Genomic DNA, 19,605 nt, shown 5'->3' with positions numbered 1-19,605 from the left:
ACCCAAGCATGACGAAACGGAAGAGAGCCCTCTGGGGTTCCCTGGCCGCTGCGGCCATGATCAGCCTCGCGCCGATCTCGAGCGCCGTGGCCGACGGGTACTGGCAGTGCGTCCCCTTCGCCCGCCTCATGTCGGGCATCCAGATCTTCGGCGACGCCCGCACCTGGTGGGGCCAGGCCACCGGCAAGTACGAGACCGGCTTCACGCCCAAGGCCGGCGCCGTCCTCTGCTTCAAGCCCACCGGCCGCATGAACCTGGGCCACGTGGCCTTCGTTTCGCAAGTCCTGACCGACCGGGTGATCCAGGTCACCCACGCCAACTGGTCCGTCATGAACGGCGCCCGCGGCCAGGTCGAAAAGGACGTCACCGTCGTCGACGTCTCGCCGGAAGGCGACTGGAGCCAGGTCAAGGTCTGGTACGACCCGATCCGCGATCTGGGCACCACGGTCTATCCGACCCATGGCTTCATCTATCAGAACCAGCAGGCGATCACGATCGCCGCGGCCACCAGCAAGCTGGCGCTCGCCCAGAACGCCGCCGTGTCGCTGGCCAAGCAGGCCGCCAACCAGGTCGCCTCGTCGGTCCGCGCCAACCCGCTGGACATGATCAACCAGGCCGCCGACTCCACCGACCGCATCGCCGCCCTGATCGCCGCCGCCCAAGGCGACGACAAGCCGGCCCAGCAGCAGCGCTGATCTCCACATCGATCGACGCCCAGGTGCGTTGACGCGACCGGAAGCCCCTGCCACACCCGTTGGGTGAAGGTCCGGGTCGATCCATGCTGAGAGTTCTTCGACAAGGCGCCCCGGGCTTCGAACCCGGCGGCCACACGCCCGACTGGCGGCTGCCGGCCGACGCCGTCTGGATCGAGCTCGTCGACCCCACCCGCGCCGAGGAAGTGGCCGTCGAGCAGTCGATCGGCCTCCTGCTGCCCACCCGCGAGGAGATGGCCGAGATCGAGGCCTCCTCGCGCCTCTACCAGGAGGACGGCGGCACCTTCATGACCGCCACGATCCTGGTCAACGCCGAGGGCGAGCTGCCCACGGCCGCGCCGGTGACCTTCGTGCTGGCCGGCGACAAGCTGGTGACCATCCGCTACGTCGAGCCGCGCGCCTTCTCGGTGTTCGCCGCCCAGGCCGAGCGCCAGCCCAGCCTGTGCCCGCACGGCCCGCAGACTTTCCTTGGCCTGCTCGACGCCGTGGTCGACCGCACCGCCGACATCCTCGAGCGCACCGCCAGCGAGGTCGAGACCCAGTCGCGCGCCATCTTCGTCCGCCCGCGCGGCGTGGCCTTCGAAAAGATCCTCAGTCGCCTTGGCCGGGCCCAGAACGTCAACGCCAAGGCCCGCGACAGCCTGGTCAGCCTGGCGCGCCTGCTGTCCTTCGCCAGCCTCGCCGAGCAGTTCGAGGGCGACAGGGAACTGCGCGACCACCTGAAATCGCTGCAGCGCGACGTGCAGTCGATCACCGACCACTCCAGCTACCTGTCGGGCAACATCACCTTCCTGCTCGACGCGGCGCTGGGCTTCATCAACATCGAGCAGAACCAGATCTTCAAGATCTTCTCGGTGTTCTCGGTCGTGTTCCTGCCGCCGACCCTGATCGCCGGCATCTACGGGATGAACTTCCTGCACATGCCCGAACTGAGCTGGAAGGAGGGCTACCCCATGGCCCTGGGCCTGATGCTCATCGCCGCCCTGGCGCCCCTGATCTGGTTCCGTCGAAAAGGCTGGCTGTGACTTGTTTCACAGCCGCAAAACAAACCGTTCCTTAAGCGGAGTTTCGGCATAAACGGCCGGAACGCTTCATAAAAACAAACAATGTCGCCCCTGCCCGCACCATCGCCGCAGAGCCTGATCCGCAAGGCTCCCGCCGCCGCCGTCAAGGCCGCGGTGGAGGCGCACGGCCGTTACATGAAGGGCCTGCCGGGCGGGCGGCGCGCGACCCTTGCCTATCTCGACCTTTCGCACTTCGAGCTCGACGGCGCGGATCTCTCCGAGGCCGACCTGACCGGCGCGCTCTTGGCCGGGGCCTCGCTGCGCGGGGCGATCCTGGATCGGGCGGTGCTGTACGGCGCCGACCTGCGGGACGCCGACCTGCGCGGCGCGCGCCTGACCCGCGTCGACATGCGCGGGGCCTATCTGCGCGGCGCCAACCTGTCGGGCGCGGATCTCTCCGGCTGCGACCTGCGCGAGGGCCTGACCGCCGTGCAGGATGGGGCCGAGGGTTTCCGTCTGTTGCGCCACGCCGAGGACGGCGCCGGCCTCGACTACGCCCTGCTGAAGGGCGCCAAGATGAGCGGGGCCCAGATGTCGGGCGCCTTCGCCCGCGCCGCCGACCTGACCGACGCCGACCTGTCGGGCGCCACGCTATCGGGCGCGCGGCTGAACAACGCCACCATGAACCGGGTCGACATGACCGGCGCCGATATCTTCGGGGCCGACCTGTCGGGCGCCCTGCTGCGCCGCGCGGTGCTGACCGGGGTCGACACCTCCGGCGCCAACCTGGAGGACGCCGACCTCGCCGAGGTGCTGCGCGCGCCGCCGCCGCTGATCTATGTCGACGACCAACCGCTGCACGAACTGCTCGAGGCGCACGAGGCGTTCTGCGCCAGCGGCGGCGCCAAGGGCCGCGCGGCCAACATCCCTCAGATCGACTTCCGTCCCCTGCGCCGCCTGAAGGGCCGCAAGCTGAGCGGCCTTGCCGCCCCCGGGGCGATCTTCTTCGGCATGGACCTGGAGGGCGTCGAGCTGCAAGGCGCCAACCTCGTCGGCGCCGACCTGCGCGGGGCCAACCTGCGCAAGGCCGACCTGCGTGGCGCGCGCCTGGCCGACGCCGACCTGGCCCGCGCCGACCTGTCGGGCGCCAAGCTGGGACCGCTGGTCATCGGCGAGGGTCGCGCCCTGCGCGCCGACCTGACCCGCGCCATCCTGCGCGGCGCCAACCTGTCGGGCGCCAGCGCCGCCCGCGCCCGCCTGATCGGCGCGGACCTGTCGCGCGCCAGCCTCGCCGGCTGCGACCTGCGCGGAGCGGAGCTGCCCGAGGGGTTCGTCGCCAAGTGATCCTTCTCCCCTTGCGGGAGAAGGTGGCGGCCGAAGGCCGACGGATGAGGGGTCGAAAGGCCTGTTCAGAAAGGCCTGAGAGACCCCTCACTCGACCTCGCTCGGCGAGGCCACCCTCTCCCACAAGGGGAGAGGGACGCCGGAATACCTTTTCCGTCTTTCCTTATTGCCGCCACCCGCTACACGAAGGCCTTCGCACACGATGGGAGGGCGCGATGGGACTTCGAGGGCTTCTGACGGCCGCGGCTCTGGCCGCCCTGGTTCCCGTCCTTGCGCTGGCCCAGCCGCGCCTGGCTCCCGCGCCTGAAACCGCCGCCCTGACGCCCCTGCCCGCCCTGGCCGGCGGCCGCGTCGTGGCCGGAGCCGAAGGCTGGACCTACCAGTGGCCCAGCGCCCGCTTCGAGGCCGCCTTCGCTGGCGAGGCGGTGCTGTTCAAGGTCGGGGCTGGCGACCAGATCCTGCATCTTTCCATCGACGGCGCACCGGTCGGCCGGCTGGTCAAGCCCGCCCCCGGCTTCTACCGCATCGAGGGCCTGGCCAACGGCCGCCACCTGGTGGCCGCCAGCGTGGTCAACGAGATGCAGGCCGCCCCGGCCCGCTTCGGCGGCTTCTTTCTAGAGGGCGGCCGCGCGCTGCCGCTGGCCGCGCCCCGCCGCCAGATCGAGTTCATCGGCGACTCCCACAGCGTCGGCTATGGCGACGCCTCCGACGTCCGCGCCTGCCCGGGCGACGGGGTGTGGATGACCACCGACAATTCCATCGCGTTTGGCCCTCTGACCGCCCAGCGCTACGGCGCCGACCGCCAGGTCAACGCCATCTCGGGCCGGGGAATCGTCCGCAATTTCGACGGCATGGCCGGCGACACCCTGCCCCTGGCCTGGCCCAAGGCCCTGCTGGGCGCCGCGCCCGCCTACGCCAACGACGACTGGCGCCCGCAGGTCGTGGTCATCAACCTGGGCACCAACGACTTCTCCACCCCGCTGAAGAGCGGCGAACGATGGGCCGACCGCCAGGCCCTGCGCGACGACTATGTCGCGACCTATGCCCGCTTCGTGGGCGAGATCCGCGCCCGCCAGCCCCAGGCCTTCGTGATCCTGCTGGCCCCGCCCAGCGCCGAGAACGAGATCGCCGCCCAGGTCGACCGCGTCGCCGACAGCCTGAAGGCCCAGGGCGAAACCCGCCTGGCCGTCATCCCGGTGGGCGAAATGGAGCTGACCGCCTGCGACTGGCACCCCTCGGCCCGCGACCAGCAGGGGATCTCGGCGAAGCTGTCGGCTTTCCTCGACCAGCGGCCGGAGATCTGGCAGGGGCGGTAGGAGTAGATGCTCCCCCTCTGGGGGAGCTGTCGCGGAGCCACTGAGGGGGGGAAGTTTTCAGCTGCCGCAGAAGCTGAAAACGTCCCCCCTCCGACCCTTCGGGCCACCTCCCCCAGAGGGGGAGGATCTATCCCTCAGATCCCCGCCTTGATCGGCGCCAGGTCGGGATAGACCGGCTCGCGCTTGCTGGCCTTGGCGGCGAAGGCCTCAGCCATGTGCGGGCCGGCCAGCATGCCCGACTGCCAGACGGCCAGGTAGTCGAGGGTGTCGGCGACGGAATGGTCGCGGGCGTAGTTGATGATCACCTTGCTGCCGGTCACCGCCAGCGGGGTCTTCGACGCGATCTCCCGCGCCGTCTCCAGGGCATGGGCGACCACCGCCTCGTGGCTGTCGAACACGGCGTTGACCAGGCCCAGCTCCAGGGCCTTCTGGGCGGGCAGCTTGCGGCCTGTATAGGCCAGCTCCTTGACCCAGCCCTCGGGGATCAGCTTGCACAGCCGCGGGAAGGTGCCGACGTCGGCGGTCATGCCGATGTTGATCTCCTGGATCACGAAATACGCATCCGACGTCGCGTAGCGGATGTCGCAGGCGGTGGCGAAGTCCACGGCGCCGCCGATGCAGCCGCCCTGGATGGCCATGATCACCGGCATCCGGGCCCGCTCCAGGCACGAGAAGGTCTCCTGCAGGCCCTTGACCTTGTGCCGGAAGGCCTCGGCGGCCACGTGGCGGTCGACCGGCTCGCCGCCGGTGATGCCCTCGTCGGCGAACACCGAAAGATCCATGCCGGCGCTGAAGTGCTTGCCGGTCGAGGAGATGACGATGGCCCGCACGCCGCCCCGTTGGTCGAGGTCATTCACGATCGCCGGCAGCTCGCGCCAGAACGAACGCGTCATGCTGTTGAAGCTTTCCGCCCTTATCAGCTTCAGGTGAGCGACGCCCGCTTCGACCTCTACCTTAAAGCAGCTATAGTCGGACGGTGTTTCATTACCCATCGTCGCCTCCCTTATCATTGTTCACCTGAACGATAGCACGGGCGGCGGCGGCGACGTCAAATCCGGCGGACGCATCGTCCCTTCCTAGAGGACGACGATCCGCCCCGCGCAAGGAGCCACGTCATGAGCAAGTCCATCCCCGCCGCCCTGTCGATCGCCGCCCTGCTGGCCACTGGCCTGGCCGCGCCGAGCCCCGTCCTGGCCCAGGGCAAGCCGCTGGGCGGCCTGTTCTCGTGCGACGCCGGCGGCGGCAAGCAGGAGGGCGGCGCCCTGATCGGGGCCGGCGTCGGCGCCCTGCTGGGCACCCAGGTGGCCAAGAACGAGAAGGGCCTGGGCGCCCTGGTCGGCGCGGCCGCGGGCGCGGCGGCGGGCTCGTACATCGGCTGCCGCATGCAGTCGACCGACACCGCCCGCGCCCAGGCCGCCACCAAGAAGGCGCTGGAGACCGGCCAGTCGCAGGCCTGGAGCAACCCGCGCACCGGCGCCTCGGGCCGCGTCGACGTGATGGCCTCGACCTATGGCCCGCCGGTTCAGGGCGACTCGTTGCGCTTCGAGCGCAACGTGCGGCAACTTCCCAGCTACGACGCCGTCGGCGCCGACTACACCGTCCGCTCGACCGCCAACCTGCGCGCCGGCCCGTCGACCAGCGAGAGCGTGGTCGGCAAGCTGTCGGCCGGCGAGCGCGTCGAGGTGCTGGGCGGCGTGCCCGGCTCGAACTGGCTGCTGGTCGGCCGCGGCGGCTACGGCACGGGCTACGTCTCGAGCAGCCTGCTGACCGCCAGCGGCTACGGCCCCGAGCCGTCGTGCCGCACCATCGCCGCCTCGATCTCGACCCGCGGCCAGCGCCCGGCCACCGAGCGCTACAACGCCTGCAAGGACGGCCGCGGCGAGTGGCAGCTGACGCAGGTCTAGACCTCTGAACTCCTCCCCCGCACAGCGGGGGAGGTGGCGCGGCGGTATCAGCGCCGTGACGGAGGGGGCGACGGCCGGCAATGAGCCCGGTCTCGCCCCCTCCACCGCGGAGCCTGTCCTCGGGCGCGCGCTTCGCGCGACCCGGGGGCGGTCCCCCTCCCCCGTTTCACGGGAGGAGTTTTCTCCAGACACACCCACGTCCAGGTCACGCCCGCCGCCTGGTTCCCGGCCTGCACCGAGGCCGCCTCGACGCGGTGAACGAGCCGCAGGCCCGCCGCCTGCGCCAGGGCCGCCGTCGCCTGCAGGTCCACCGGCCAGACCGGCCGCGACGGCGCGCCGGGGCCATGGCGCAGCGACATCACCAGCACCCCGCCGTCCGCCAGCAGACCCGCCAGCACCGGCATGGCCGCCGCGCGGACCGGATCGTCCAGGTGCTGCCACACCCCGCTCAGCAGCAGGCGGTCGAAGCGCTCGCCCCGCAGGCGGGAGAGCTCGGGCAGCCGGTCGTCGACCCAGGCCAGGTGGGGCCGCAGCGCCCGGCCCGCCTCGCGCAGGGCGGCCACCGGTTCGACGGCGACCACCATGTGGCCCAGCCCCGCCAGCCAGGCCGCGTCACGCCCCGTTCCGGCGCCGATGTCGGCGATCCTGGCCGGCGTCTTCGGCATGAAATCGGCCACCGGCGCATAGAGCCCGGCGGAGTCGATCGCCTCGAAGCGGGGGGCTAGGTCCGCCCCGTCGGCCTCGTAGCCGGCCAGCACCGCCTCGATCACAGGTCCACGACCTCGCACTTGAGGGCCTGGCGGATGCGGTCGGCGACGATCCGGCGATGGCAGCAGGCCGGGTCGTCCTCGTAGCACAGCAGGGCGATGCGCTTTTCGCCCGCCAGCTGCGTGGCCTGGGCCAGGGCCAGCTGGGCCTTGGGCTCTTCCAGGTGGGCGGCGAAGATCGCCCGCATCTCGTCGGTGCGGCCCGCGCGGGCGGCGTCGCGGCCGGCCTTGGGCGTGCCCAGCGGCTGGAGATGCAGATAGTCGATACCCTGCTCTTGCAGGCTGTTTCCCAGCAGGGTTTTGGAAAAGCCGGCCTTGCGCGACGAGGCCACGGCCCGCACGTCGACCACCAGTTCCACCCCGGCCGCCTTCAGCCGATCGATCATGCCGCCTTGCGTGTCGGTCTCGTAGCCGATGGTGGCGAGCGGATTCATGGTCGGCTCCATTGGACGGCGGGGCGATGGGCGCCTACGTTAGCGGGAAGAGCCGAAGAAGGAACCTCTGGCCGATGGACGCCGCCGTCTTCCGCGAACCCAAGCGACGCTTCATCGCCATCGACAGCCCCGCCGGCGGCGGCGAGATGGCGGCGCTGGACTTCGGCCCGGCCGGCCGCGCGGTCGACGTCGTCTTCGTGCACGCCAACGGCTTCAACGCCCAGACCTATCGCGCCCTCCTGGCCCCGCTGTCGGCGGGCCTGCGGGTGCTGGCCGTCGACCAGCGCGGCCACGGCGACAGCCGCCTGGCCGCCGATCCCGATGGCCGCCGCTCGTGGCTCGACCTGCGCGACGACCTGCTGGCCCTGCTGCGCGCGCTCGACCAGGCCCCGGTGGTGCTGGCCGGCCACTCGATGGGGGCCACGGTCAGCCTGCTGGCCGCCGCCCAGGCCCCGGGCAAGGTCTCCAGCCTCGTCCTGCTGGATCCGGTGATCATGCCGCGCCTGGTGGCGCTGTACGCCAAGGCGCCGTGGACCTCGGGCCGCCTGTGGAAGCGGATGCCGATCGCCCAGGCCGCCAGCCGCCGGCGCGAGGTGTTCGACAGCCGCGAGGCCGCCTTCGCCGCCTATCGCGGCCGGGGCGCCTTCAAGACCTGGCCCGAGACCATGCTGGCCGACTATGTCGGCGGCGGCTTCAGGGACCGTCCCGACGGCAAGGTCGAGCTGGCCTGCGCGCCGGCCTGGGAGGCCTCCAACTACGCCGCCCAGGGCCACGATCCGTGGCGGGCCGTCAGCCAGTTCCGGGGCCCGGTGCGGGTCCTGGCGGCCGAGACCGGCTCGACCTGCCGCATCGGCGACGGCGCCGCCTTCGCCCGTCGCGGCAAGGCCGTGCGGATCGAGACCCTGGCCGGAACCAGCCACTTCCTGCCGATGGAGCGCCCCGACCTGGTGCGCGAGGCCATCCTCGACGCGGCGACTTGAGGCCAAAGAAAAACCCCGGGCGGTGAGGCCCGGGGTTCGTTCTCTCAAGATCCTCCCTCTCTGGGGAGGTGGCCCGGAGGGCCGGAGGGGGGACGTTTTCAGCTGCCGCCGACCTGGCCGGTTTCCTGGCCACGCCCCTCTCCGTCGCCTTTGGCGACACCTCTCCCACAGGGAGAGGGTCTTCCTTCAGATCACCAGATGTTCACGCGGTCCGCCGGCGCGATGTAGAGCTTGTCGCCCGGCTTGATGTCGAAGGCCTTGTACCAGCCCGGCTGGTTCCGGATGGTGCCGTTGACGCGGTAGTAGGCCGGCGAGTGCGGGTCGCTGGCGATCTGCTGCTTGAGCGCGTCGTCGCGGCTCTTCTGGCGCCACACCTGGGCCCAGCCCAGATAGACGCGCTGGTCGCCGGTGAAGCCGTCCAGCACCGGAGCCGGCTTGCCGTGCAGCGAGGCGTGATAGGCGTCGAGGCCGAAGGACAGGCCGCCCATGTCGCCGATGTTCTCGCCCATGGTCAGGTCGCCGTTGACGTGCACGCCCGGGAAGGGCTCGAACGCCGAGTACTGCGCGCCCAGCTTGGCCTTCTGCACGTCGAACTTGGCGGCGTCCTCCGCCGTCCACCAGTCGCGCAGCACGCCGTCGCCGTCGGACTTGCGGCCCTGGTCGTCGAAGCCGTGGCCGATCTCGTGGCCGATCACGCCGCCGATGCCGCCGTAGTTGACGGCCGGGTCGGCGTCCGGATGGAAGAACGGCGCCTGCAGGATGGCGGCCGGGAACACGATCTCGTTGTTGACCGAGTTGTAGTAGGCGTTGACCGTCTGCGGGGTCATGCCCCACTCGGTCTTGTCGACCGGCTGGTTCAGGCGCTCGACGTCATGGCGCCATTCGAAGGCGCCGGCCCGCAGGGCGTTGCCATAGGCGTCGTCGGCGCGGATCTCCAGCTTGGAGTAGTCGCGCCACTTGTCGGGATAGCCGATCTTGACGGTGAACTTGGCCAGCTTGTCGAGGGCCTTGTCCTTGGTCTCCGGACCCATCCAGTCGAGGCCTTCGATGCGGGCCTTCAGCGCGGTGCGCAGGTTGGCCACCAGGTCGACCATCTTGGCCTTGGAGTCCGGCGGGAAGTATTCGGCCACATAGACCTTGCCGACGCTCTCGCCGAGCATGCCGTTGACCTGGGCGACGCCGCGCTTCCAGCGCGGGCGCTGCTCGGGCTGGCCCGACAGGGTCTTGCCGCGGAACTCGAACGCCGCGTCGGCGAAGCGCTTGGACAGCATCGGCGCGGCGCCGTCGACGACCTTGAACGCCTGCCAGGCCTTCAGGGTGTCGAGCGAGGTTTCGCCATAGACCTTGGCGAACTTCGGGAAGGCCGTGTCGGTGGTCACCACCACGCGGTCGAGCTTGGGCAGCTCGGTGCCGATCAGGTAGCGGTTCCAGTCGTAGCCCGGCGTCAGGGCCTGAAGTTCGGCCCAGGTCTTGGGGTTGTAGGTCTTGTCGCGGTTGCGGCGCTCGACGCGGGTCCAGCTGGCTTCGGCCAGCTGGGTCTCGAAGGCCACCACGGCCTTGGCGCTCTCGGCCGGGTTGGCCCAGCCGACGAAGCCCAGCAGCTTGGCGACATAGGCCTCGTAGGCGGCCTTCTTGTCGGCGAACTTGGCGTCGAGATAGTAGTCGCGGTCGGGCAGCGACAGGCCGCCGGCGCCGGCATAGACGGCGTAGCGGGTCGGGTTCTTGGCGTCGGTCGAGACGTATAGGCTGAGCAGCGAGGCGAAGGCCGTGGTCGGGCTCTTGCCCATCAGGGCGGTGAACTCGTCCTTGCTCTTGATCGCCTGGATCTGCTTCAGCTCGCTGGCGATCGGCTGGGCGTCCAGCTTCTCGATGCGGGCCTCGTCCATGAAGGCCTTGTAGGCCGCGCCGACCTTGACGCTGTCGGCGTCAGTGGTCTTGCCGGCGGCGGCGCCCTCGATGATGGCGCGGGTGCGGGCTTCCGACAGCTCGGCCAGCTTGTCGAAGTTGCCGTAGCGGGTGCGGTCGGACGGGATCTGGGTGGTCTCGTCCCACTTGCCGTTGGCGTACTTGTAGAAGTCGTCGCCCGGCTTGACCGAGGTGTTCATGCCGGTGAGGTCGAAGCCCCAGGCGCCGTAGCGCGGCGACTCCAGCGAGACGGCCGAGCCGCCGCCTTCGGCGCCCTGGACGAACAGCGACTGGACGGTGCAGGCGTCGTCGACGCAGGCGTGCTCTTCATGCGCCTGGGCGCCGTAGGCAGACATCGTGAGGGCGACCGCCGCGGCGGCGCCGAACCAAGCTTTTTTCATCGAAAGGCAGATCCGTTGGAAAACCCGGCGGCAATCTGCGCCGGACGGCGGAATTTCCTGCCTTAAAATTCTGTCATGTTTCCACAGGACGGGGCGATGGCCGCCGACGGGCCATCAAAGCGCCACCTTGGGTCAGTGCCGGTGCGGCGGCGCGGGCGCGGCCGCAGCCGCAGCCGCCGGTTGTGGCGGAGCGGTGCGAACCGCCAGCTGCGCCTCGATCCTGCGGCCGCCGTCGAAGACCAGGGTCAGCGGCAGGCGCTCGCCCGGCTTGAGCGGACGCTTGAGGCCCATGACCATGAAGTGGTTCCCGCCCGGCGCGAAGGCGACCTGGCCGCCCGGCAGGATCACCAGGCCCTGGCTCATGGCCCGCATCGACGAGACGCCGTTTGCTTCCGTGGTGCGGTGGACCATCACCTCGCGCGCCAGCGGGCTCGACGCGCCCGTCAGGGTGATCGGCGCGCGGCCGCGGTTGGCCAGCACCATGTAGCCGGCGCTGTTCATGCCGGCCGCCGCCACCGGCCGGGCCCAGGCTTGGCGCACGTCGACCTCCACCGCCTTGGGCCCTGCGGCGGCGAGCACGGGGGCCAGGGCCAGGAGGGCGATCAGCGGAGTGAAACGACGCATGGCAGGCTCTCGACGAAGCGTTCGAAAGACGCCTTACGCCGGTTGGACGCGGGCGGCGAGCGACCTGAGGTTGGGTGACGGGGCGCGACCCAAGATCCTCCCCCTCTGGGGGAGGTGGCCCGGAGGGCCGGAGGGGGGCGTTCTCAGCTTCCGTGGCCTGAGCCGGCTTCGCAAAAACTCCCCCCTCCGTCGGCTTCGCCGACACCTCCCCCACAGGAGGAGGATCTCTGAACAACCGCTCTTCGATCTCTCGCGCATCGCTTCTGCCCCGCATCCGGCGAACCGTGCTAGGCGGGGCGTCCACGCTGCACGGACCACCGCATGACCGGCCAATTCACCGACGCCGAACGCCGCACCACCCTGGCCGGCCTGATGATCGTCTTCCTGCTCAGCGCGCTCGACCAGACCATCGTCTCCACCGCCATGCCGCGGATCATTTCCGAACTGCACGGCCTGACGCTCTATAGCTGGGTGACCACCGCCTACCTGCTGAGCTCGACGGTGATGGTGCCGATCTGGGGCAAGCTGGGCGACATCTACGGGCGCAAGCCCGTCCTGGTCGTCGGCATCTCGATCTTCATGGTCGGCTCGTGGCTGTCGGGCGTGTCGGGCGAGTTCGGGACCATCGCCGGCATGAGCGGCATGGTGCAGCTGATCGTCTTCCGCGCCCTGCAGGGGATCGGCGGCGGGGCGCTGTTCACCACCGCCTTCGCGATCATCGCCGACCTCTATCCGCCGCGCGAGCGAGGCAAGTTCGCCGGCATCTTCGGCTCGGTGTTCGGCCTGTCCAGCGTGCTGGGCCCGCTGATCGGCGGCTATTTCACCGACCACGGCACGGTCACCCTGGCCGGCCACGTCGTCGCCGGCTGGCGCTGGGTGTTCTACGTCAACCTGCCGCTGTGCCTGCTGTCGCTGTTCATGATCCTGGTGAAGATGCCGGCCCTGCCGCACCAGCGCTCGGGCTCGATCGACTTCCTGGGCGCGGCCCTGCTGATCGCCGCCTTCGTGCCGCTGTTGCTGGCGCTCAGCCTCGGCGGCCACGACATCGCCTGGACCTCGCCCCAGAGCATCGGCCTGTTCCTCGGCGCGGCCGTGGCCCTGGCGCTGTTCGTCTATGTCGAGAGCAGGGTCTCCAATCCGATCCTGCCGCTGCGGCTGTTCGCCAACCGCACCTTCGTCACCGCCAACCTCGCCGCCTTCCTGATCTCCATGGCCTTCATGGGGGTGGCGGTGTTCCTGCCGCTCTACATGCAGCTGGGCCTGGGCGTCGACGCCACCACCTCGGGCCTGGCCATGCTGCCGCTGATGGGCGGGATGATCGTCGGCTCGTCGGTCTCGGGCGTGCTGGTCACCCGCACCGGCAAGTATAAGCCCTTCATGCTGGGCGGCGCGGTGCTGCTGCTGATCGGCGTGCTGCCCATGACCCATCTGGCGAGCCTCGGCCTTGGCCTGCTGTGCGGCCTGCTGCTGGTGGTCGGGATCGGCCTTGGCCCCAACCACAGCCTGTTCAACCTCGCCTCCCAGAACGCGGTGACCCCGCGCGACATCGGCGTGGCCACCAGCTCCAACCAGTTCTTCCGCCAGATCGGCTCGACGGTCGGCGTGGCCGTGGCCGGCGCGCTCCTGACCACGCAGCTGGCCAATTATGGCGGCGGCAAGCTGGATCTGGGCGCCCTGCAAGGCATGGCGCTGGAGACCGGCGTCGTCGGCGGCCACCGCGACCCGGCGCTGGGCCAGGCCCTGTCGTTCGCCGTCAGCGGCGTGATGCAGGCGGCACTGGCGGTGATCGTGCTCGGCGTGATCGTGATCTTCTTCGTCCCGGCGTTGCCGCTGCGCTCGCGGATGCCGACGCAGGAGCCGGTGCTGGAGAAGGAAGAAGTGGCGGGCTGAAGCCAGATTTCTCCTCCCCCGCGTGCGGGGGAGGGGGACCACGAAGTGGTGGAGGGGGCGAGACTGGGCTCTGTGGCAGCGGTCGGCAAAGCCGACTGAGGGGGCTCCCCAGACCTACAGAAACGAATACGGGTCGATGTCGATCGTCACCCGCACGGAGTTGGGAACCTTGGCCCGCGCCCGCCACGCCGCCATGAAGCCCGGCAGGTCGACATTGCGGCCCGCCCGCACCAGGAACCGCTTCCTCCGCCGGCCGCGCACCAAGCCCAGCGGCGCGTCGGCGGGGCCGTAGACCTCCACCCCTTCGGCATTGGGCGTCGCCGCGGCCAGGGCCTGGACGTAGGCCTCCAATGCCTCGGCGTCAGGGCCCGAGGCGATCACCGCGGCCAGGCGGCCGAACGGCGGCAGGCCGGCCTCCTCGCGCATGGCCATCTCGGCCTCGACGAAGGCGTCGCGGTCCTGGGCCTTCAGGGCCTGCAACACGGCGTGCTCGGGAGAATAGGTCTGGAGATAGGCGCGGCCCGGCTTCTCGTGGCGGCCCGCACGGCCCGTCGCCTGGGCCAGCAGCTGGAAGGTCCGCTCGCCGGCCCGCAGGTCGCCGCCGCGCAGGGAGAGGTCGGCGTCGATGACGCCCACCAGGGTCAGGTTCGGAAAGTTGTGGCCCTTGGCGGCGGCCTGGGTGGCCACCAGGATGTCGATCTCGCCGGCCGCCATCGAGTCGACCAAGGCCCGCGCGCCCGCGGGGTCGAACACGGTGTCGGACGAAAACACGGCGATGCGGGCGTCGGGGAACAGGTAGCGCGCCTCTTCCTCCACCCGCTCCACGCCGGGGCCGATCGAGACCAGGCTGTCCTTGGCCCCGCAGTGCGGGCAGGCCTCGGGCTTCTTCATCGAAAAGCCGGTCAGGTGGCAGACCAGGCGCCCGGTATAGCGGTGCTCGACCAGCCAGCTGTCGCTGTCGGGCGACTTCAGCTTCTCGCCGCAGGCCCGGCACAGAACCAGCGGCGCATAGCCCCGGCGATTGAGGAACAGCAGGGACTGCTCGCCCTTCTGCAGGGTCAGCGACACGGCCTTGACCAGGGTCGGCGACAGCCAGCGGCCGGGCTCGGGCGGGGTGGCCCGCATGTCGATCAGATGCACGTCGGGCAGTTGCGCCGTCCCGTGGCGCGCGCCCAGCCGCAGCCAGCGATAGCGGCCCTGGTGGGCGTTCCACAGGCTTTCCAGCGACGGCGTCGCGCTGGCCAGCACCACCAGCGCGCCTTCGATCTTGGCGCGGGCCACGGCCAGGTCGCGGGCCTGGTAGATGAAGCCCTCTTCCTGCTTGAACGAGCCGTCGTGCTCTTCGTCGACGACGATCAGCTTGAGATTCGAAAACGGCAGGAACAGCGCCGAGCGGGCGCCGACCACGATGCGGGCGCGGCCATCGGCCACGGCCTCCCAGGCCCGGCGGCGGCGCGGCGGGCTGACGCCCGAGTGCCACTCGATCGGCGCCGCGCCGAACCGCTGCTCGAAACGGCCCATCACGGCCTGGGTCAGCGCGATCTCGGGCAGCAGCACCAACACCTGGGCGGCCGGATCGGCCTCCAGCGCGGCGGCGGCGACCTCGAGATAGACTTCCGTCTTGCCCGAGCCGGTGACGCCGTCCAGCAAGGCGGCCTGGAAACCGCCGGCCGCCAGCATATCGGCCATCTCGTCGGCCGCGGCTTTTTGACTCGGGTTCAGGGTCTGGGCCGGCAGGGAGAGGTCGGGCTGGGCGACGCTGTCGTCGGCGGCGACCAGGACGGGCTCCAGCGCCCCCTCGTCCACCAGCCCCTTGACCACCCCGGCCGAAACCCCCGCCTGGCGGGCCAGTTCGGCGGCGCTCAACGGACCATGCTCGGCGGCCGCCAGCACCTTCAGCCGGGCCGGCGTCATGCGGGCGGGCTGGGCGCCGGTCAGGGCCACGGCCTTCTCGGGCTTGGCGGGCGGGTGGCGCAGGCCGCGCAGGGCCATGGCCAGCGGCCAGCCGGGCAAGTCGACGGAATAGCGCGCGGCCCACTCGACGAAGGTGATGACATTGGCCGGCAGGCGCGGGTCGTCCACGCGGGCCAGCACCGGCTTGAGGCGACGGTTGCCGCCCGCGCCTTCGCGCAGGGCCGTGACCACGCCGCGCACGGTGCGCGGGCCCAGCGGCACCGACACGTGGTCGCCGACGACCAGCTCCAGGCCCTCCGGCTCGGCGTAGTCGAAGGCCTCGGGCAGCGGCATGGGCAGCAGGACGGAGGCGATGCGCGGCATGAGACCCGCCTTCTGCAACGGAAACGTCGCCGCGTCGAGACGGCCCGCGCTCACATCGCGGCGAACCTCATCAAGCCCGCGTTAACCGAAACAGGGCTTCATCGGCCTCGCCTGACGCGTGCAGGTGATCACGACAGTGAGGGGTCATGAGCGAATCCAGCCAGGCGATGGTCCAGCCGCAGATCGATCCCGATCTGGTCCGCGACTTTCTTCGTGAACAGCCCGACGTGCTGCGCGAGGACACCGACCTGCTGGCCGACCTGGGCCTGAAGCTCGACACCGGCAACGTCGTCGAGTTCGGTCACGTGGCCATCGCCCGCGCCGCCGCCGCCCGCGAACGCGAGGCCGAGGTGCGCAAGACCATCGAGGACACCGCCCGCGCCAACATGTCGGCCCAGGCCCAGGTGCACGCCGCGGTCATCGACCTGCTCGACGCCCGCAACCATTCCGACCTCGCCCGCCGCGTCGACGAGATGGCCGCCCTGCGCTTCAGCCTCGCCGCCGGCACGGTGGCCCTGGAAGGCCCCGCCCGCGTGCCCGCCGGCTGGCACGCCCTGGTCGACGGCCAGGTCGACATGATCATGGGCGACCATGGCGTGGCCCGCATGGGCTTCTTCGCCCCGGCGCTCGGCCTGTTCGGCGACAAGCTCGACACCATCCGCAGCATGGCGCTGGTCCGCATGGCCCTGTGGGAGCCCTCCCGCCAGGGCGTCCTGGCCTTCGGCTCCACCGACCCCGAAGCCTTCACCCCCGACATGGGCTCCGACCTCGTGGCCTTCCTGGCCCGCGTCGTCGAGCGCACGGCCGAGCGTTGGCCGGTGCCCTAATGAAATCCTCCCCCTCTGGGGGAGGTGGTCCGCAGGACCGGAGGGGGGGCGGTTTCAGCTTCCGAAAAGCTGACCGGCCTTGCCCCCACTCCCCCCTCCGTCGCCTTCGGCGACACCTCCCCCAGAGGGCGAGGATCTAGATGCACGCCCGCGAAGCCCTGGCCGCCTGGCTCACCCACCTGGCCGACGAGCGCCGCGCCTCGCCGCGCACGGTGCGGGCCTATGGCGACAACGTGCTGGCCTATCTGAACTTCATCGAGGGCCACAACGGCGGAAGCCTGTCGCTGGCCGATCTCGGCGCCGTCTCGGCCGCCGACCTGCGGGCCTATCTGGCGTTCCGGCGCTCGGGCGACCATCCGCTGTCGCCGCGCTCGGTCAGCCAGAGCCTGTCGTCGATCCGCGCCTTCCACCGCTTTCTCGATGCGCGCCTGTCGACGCCCAACGCCGCCATCGGCCTGGTGCGCGGCCCGCGCATCAAGGTCGGCGCGCCGCGTCCCGTGTCCGAAGACCAGGCCCGCGGCCTGCTGGCCGAGATCGCGCTGGATCCCGACCGCGAAGAGTGGGAGGCCGCCCGCGACGAGGCGGTGCTGACCCTGCTCTGGGGCTGCGGCCTGCGGATCTCCGAAGGCCTGTCGCTGACCCGCGCCGACGCGCCGCTGGCGCAGACGCTGCGGATCACCGGCAAGGGCGGCAAGACCCGGATCGTGCCGGTGCTCGACGCGGTACGCGCGGCGGTCGACGCCTATCTGGCCGTCCTGCCCTTCGTGCTGGCGCCGGACGAGCCGCTGTTCCGGGCCAAGCGCGGCGGGCCGCTGTCGCCGCGCCACGTGCAGGCGGCCATGCAGGTGCTGCGCGGGCGCCTGGGCCTTTCCGACCGCGCCACGCCCCACGCCCTGCGCCACAGCTTCGCCACCCACCTGCTGGGCGCCGGCGCCGACCTGCGCTCGATCCAGGACCTCTTGGGCCACGCCTCGCTGTCGACGACCCAGCGCTACACCCAGGTCGACGCCGAGGGCCTGCTGGCGGCGTATGGCAAGGCGCATCCGAGGGCGTAAGCGCCCCCTCTCCCCCTCTTCCCGTCATTCCCGCCCTTGTGGCGAGAATGACGGGAGATTTGAGAAGCCTCAGCTCAAATCCCTCTCCTCCAGCGCCGCCAGCAGCGCCGCCAGCTTGTCCACCTCCGGCTGCAACGCCGGGTCCAGCCGGGCCTTGGGCGGGTCGGCCTGGACGTAGACGAGGTTCACCGTCTCGTTGGGATCGGCGACCAGGTCGTACATCTCCCACTCCTGGCCCACCCGGCCCGACGGGTCGAAATAGCGGGTCAGCTTGTGGGTCAAGGTGCGCACCGAGCGCACGTGGTTGGGCTGGCGCACCGAGCCGGGGGCGATGTCGACCGGCGGGCGGGCGGGATTGCCCTGGCGCACCTTCTCGACCGCCACGTCGAACACCGCGTATTCCTTCTCGCACTTGGTGTTGTGCGGATTGTTCAGCGGCGCCAGGGGCGCGGTGATCTCGTCGTCGGTGATGAAGAGCACGCCCTGCCGCTCGCTGCCGTCCGGCTCGATCACCCGGTTGGTCTCGCCGCGGATCAGCGGCGTGAGGTTGGCGCCCGGCAGAGGCGGCACGGGCCGGGTCTTGGCCAGCACGCCGGCGATGGCGTCGCGCTCGGCTTCGGCGACGCCGGCCAGGCCCAGGATGGTCGGCACGATGTCGGCGTGGCTGGTCAGGGCCTCCTTGGCCAGCGGAACGCCGTCGGGCAGGCCGGCCGGCGCCAGGCTCGGCGGGAAGCGCACGACCACCGGCACATGCAGCACCTCCTGGTAGGCGGTGTGCCACTTTTCAAGCATCATGCCGTGGGCGCCGGCCATCTCGCCGTGGTCGGTGAGGAAGACCACGATGGTGTTGTCGGCCTGGCCGGTGGCTTCCAGCGTCTCCAGCACGGCGGCGATGTGCACGTCGACCACGCTGTGCAGCCAGCCATAGAGCTGGACGAAGGCCTCGACCCCGCCGCGCGGATCGCCGGTCAGCTGGAACGGGATCGGCCCTTGCAGGGCGATGTCGGCCGCCGCCTCCAGCGCCTTGTCGGTATCGGTGATCCCCATGCCGCGCGCGACGTTGAAGCCGGTCTTGGAATTGAGCGCCAGGCCCATCTTCCAGGCGTAGTCGTGCTGGGCCGAGGGTTTGGTCGACAGGTCCTCGTCCCAGGTCGGCGGCACATGCCCGCATTCCTGGGAGAAGCCGCCCGGATTGAGCGGGACGGTCGCCGTGCCCGCCGTCGGCGGCGGGGTGCGCTGGCCCTGCAACGGTACGGTCAGCGGGTTGAAGATGCCCTGCACGCCGCTGTCGTCGGGCTTGGGCAGGGCCTGGCCGATCACCGCCGGATAGGTGGCGATGTCGTGGGGGTTGGTGAACGAGGCCACCGCGAACCACGGCTTCAGGTCGGCCGGATCCGGACCCGAGGCGTACGGGTCATGCGACTGGGCGGTGGCGCTGGCCCGGTCGTAGTTCACCGCCAGGGCCTGGCGGCGGATGAAGGCGCAGGCGGTGTCGGAGAAGCCGGCGTCGCGATAGAGGCCCAGGTTGTTGATCGCCGCCCCGTGCGGCTCGGGCCAGCTCTCTTCCCAGTCGTCGAAGCCGTAATCCTCCAGCGTATGGCGGACCGGATCGCTGACGTGCCACTTGCCGAAGTAGTGGGTGGTGTAGCCGGCCTCGCGCATCCAGTTGCCCAGGGTCGGGATGCCGCCCTGCGCCAGCCACGGGAAGTTGGGCGAATCCCCGCTCTTGAACAGGCCGTCGGTCTGGGTGACGCCGGTGCGCGTGCCGTACTGGCCGGTATAGATCACCGTGCGGCTGGGCGTGCAGGCGCTGGCGGCGATGGTGTGGTTGGCCAGCAGCACGGCGTTGTCGCGCAGGGCCGCCAGGCCCGGAAAGTGCTGGATGTAGTCGTTGTCCGGCTTCAGCGGCTGGAAGCCCAGCACATCCTTCAGCCCTTCGGCCAGGCCGTGGGCGGCGCCATAGGAGAAGCGCGGAAAGCGATACTGGTCGCAGGTGATCAGCAGGATGTTGGGTCGCTTGGTCATGTCGGCCTCCCCTCGGACGCTCGTCGGCCCCCGAATGTCGGCAAGCTGACGCTGAAGTTGTGACAGGACTGTGCTCGCCTTCACAGAGCGATGTTTTCCTCCGCGCGCCGCCCGTCGGGAAAACCGCCGTTCGCCCTGC

Annotated in this window: 15 protein-coding genes and 2 pseudogenes; 9 read left to right on the top strand and 8 right to left on the bottom strand. The window is 70.6% G+C overall.

Going from position 1 to position 19,605, the window contains the following annotated elements:
- The first annotated feature begins 8 nt into the window (after nt 1-8).
- The 4 genes from V6S85_RS24675 to V6S85_RS24660 all read left to right on the top strand — a co-directional run bounded on the left by V6S85_RS24675 (nt 9) and on the right by V6S85_RS24660 (nt 4,377).
- The gene (locus V6S85_RS24675) at nt 9-695 is read left to right on the top strand and encodes a CHAP domain-containing protein (protein ID WP_101716017.1); all 687 of its coding nucleotides are present in this window, start codon (nt 9-11) and stop codon (nt 693-695) included.
- A gap of 83 nt (nt 696-778) precedes the next feature.
- Nucleotides 779-1,738 (top strand): magnesium transporter CorA family protein, encoded by a 960-nt coding sequence (locus V6S85_RS24670; RefSeq protein WP_116569149.1) that lies wholly within the window; start codon nt 779-781, stop codon nt 1,736-1,738.
- An 81-nt stretch (nt 1,739-1,819) separates the two neighbouring features.
- The gene (locus tag V6S85_RS24665; RefSeq protein WP_116569148.1) at nt 1,820-3,061 is read left to right on the top strand and encodes a pentapeptide repeat-containing protein; all 1,242 of its coding nucleotides are present in this window, start codon (nt 1,820-1,822) and stop codon (nt 3,059-3,061) included.
- A gap of 215 nt (nt 3,062-3,276) precedes the next feature.
- The gene (locus V6S85_RS24660; RefSeq protein WP_334350594.1) at nt 3,277-4,377 is read left to right on the top strand and encodes an SGNH/GDSL hydrolase family protein; all 1,101 of its coding nucleotides are present in this window, start codon (nt 3,277-3,279) and stop codon (nt 4,375-4,377) included.
- Between the two features lie 134 nt (nt 4,378-4,511).
- On the opposite strand, the gene V6S85_RS24655 is transcribed toward V6S85_RS24660, so the two are convergent.
- A complete protein-coding gene (locus V6S85_RS24655; RefSeq protein ID WP_116569146.1) occupies nt 4,512-5,369 on the bottom strand; it encodes a crotonase/enoyl-CoA hydratase family protein in 858 nt (285 codons plus the stop codon).
- Nucleotides 5,370-5,492: 123 nt separating this feature from the next.
- Between V6S85_RS24655 and V6S85_RS24650 the strand changes: the two genes are divergently transcribed.
- On the top strand, nt 5,493-6,281 hold the full coding sequence (locus tag V6S85_RS24650; protein ID WP_334350593.1) for an SH3 domain-containing protein: 789 nt from the start codon (nt 5,493-5,495) through the stop codon (nt 6,279-6,281).
- Nucleotides 6,282-6,292: 11 nt separating this feature from the next.
- Here V6S85_RS24650 and V6S85_RS24645 read toward each other — a convergent pair.
- From V6S85_RS24645 to V6S85_RS24635, 3 genes and pseudogenes are all read right to left on the bottom strand, one after another.
- Nucleotides 6,293-6,473 (bottom strand): annotated as a pseudogene (locus V6S85_RS24645) (hypothetical protein); the annotation flags it as partial.
- 170 nt (nt 6,474-6,643) lie between these two features.
- A pseudogene (locus V6S85_RS24640) lies at nt 6,644-6,946 on the bottom strand (class I SAM-dependent methyltransferase); the annotation flags it as partial.
- A gap of 101 nt (nt 6,947-7,047) precedes the next feature.
- Complete coding sequence (locus tag V6S85_RS24635; protein ID WP_334350592.1) at nt 7,048-7,482, bottom strand: DUF488 domain-containing protein; 435 nt, start codon at nt 7,480-7,482, stop codon at nt 7,048-7,050.
- 74 nt (nt 7,483-7,556) lie between these two features.
- Here V6S85_RS24635 and V6S85_RS24630 point away from each other — a divergent pair, with 74 nt between their 5' ends.
- Nucleotides 7,557-8,462, top strand: coding sequence for an alpha/beta fold hydrolase (locus V6S85_RS24630; RefSeq protein WP_116569144.1), 906 nt, complete (start codon nt 7,557-7,559; stop codon nt 8,460-8,462).
- Nucleotides 8,463-8,653: 191 nt separating this feature from the next.
- On the opposite strand, the gene V6S85_RS24625 is transcribed toward V6S85_RS24630, so the two are convergent.
- Nucleotides 8,654-10,768: a M13 family metallopeptidase gene (locus tag V6S85_RS24625; RefSeq protein ID WP_334350591.1), complete on the bottom strand. Its 2,115-nt coding sequence runs from the start codon at nt 10,766-10,768 to the stop codon at nt 8,654-8,656.
- A 132-nt stretch (nt 10,769-10,900) separates the two neighbouring features.
- On the bottom strand, nt 10,901-11,392 hold the full coding sequence (locus tag V6S85_RS24620) for a copper chaperone PCu(A)C (protein ID WP_334350590.1): 492 nt from the start codon (nt 11,390-11,392) through the stop codon (nt 10,901-10,903).
- Between the two features lie 321 nt (nt 11,393-11,713).
- On the opposite strand from V6S85_RS24620, the gene V6S85_RS24615 reads away from it, so the two are divergent.
- Nucleotides 11,714-13,282 (top strand): MDR family MFS transporter, encoded by a 1,569-nt coding sequence (locus V6S85_RS24615; RefSeq protein ID WP_334350589.1) that lies wholly within the window; start codon nt 11,714-11,716, stop codon nt 13,280-13,282.
- 114 nt (nt 13,283-13,396) lie between these two features.
- On the opposite strand, the gene V6S85_RS24610 is transcribed toward V6S85_RS24615, so the two are convergent.
- Complete coding sequence (locus V6S85_RS24610) at nt 13,397-15,559, bottom strand: primosomal protein N' (protein WP_334350588.1); 2,163 nt, start codon at nt 15,557-15,559, stop codon at nt 13,397-13,399.
- A gap of 146 nt (nt 15,560-15,705) precedes the next feature.
- Between V6S85_RS24610 and V6S85_RS24605 the strand changes: the two genes are divergently transcribed.
- Together V6S85_RS24605 and V6S85_RS24600 are read left to right on the top strand one after the other, a co-directional pair.
- Nucleotides 15,706-16,386 (top strand): DUF484 family protein, encoded by a 681-nt coding sequence (locus tag V6S85_RS24605; protein ID WP_334350587.1) that lies wholly within the window; start codon nt 15,706-15,708, stop codon nt 16,384-16,386.
- 140 nt (nt 16,387-16,526) lie between these two features.
- Nucleotides 16,527-17,441 carry a tyrosine recombinase XerC gene (locus V6S85_RS24600; RefSeq protein ID WP_334350586.1) on the top strand — a complete coding sequence of 305 codons (915 nt, stop codon included), beginning with the start codon at nt 16,527-16,529 and terminating at the stop codon, nt 17,439-17,441.
- A 69-nt stretch (nt 17,442-17,510) separates the two neighbouring features.
- Here the strand turns inward: V6S85_RS24600 and V6S85_RS24595 are convergent, their stop codons facing one another.
- Nucleotides 17,511-19,466, bottom strand: a complete 1,956-nt coding sequence (locus tag V6S85_RS24595) for a sulfatase-like hydrolase/transferase (RefSeq protein WP_334350585.1) — start codon at nt 19,464-19,466, stop codon at nt 17,511-17,513.
- Nucleotides 19,467-19,605 lie beyond the last annotated feature (139 nt).

It is taken from the genome of Caulobacter sp. CCNWLW153 (genome assembly GCF_036889365.1).
In the GTDB taxonomy this organism is placed as follows: Bacteria; Pseudomonadota; Alphaproteobacteria; order Caulobacterales; family Caulobacteraceae; genus Caulobacter; species Caulobacter radicis.
Note: the sequence above shows the minus strand (reverse complement) of the source record. Positions and strands in the feature narration are given on the sequence as shown.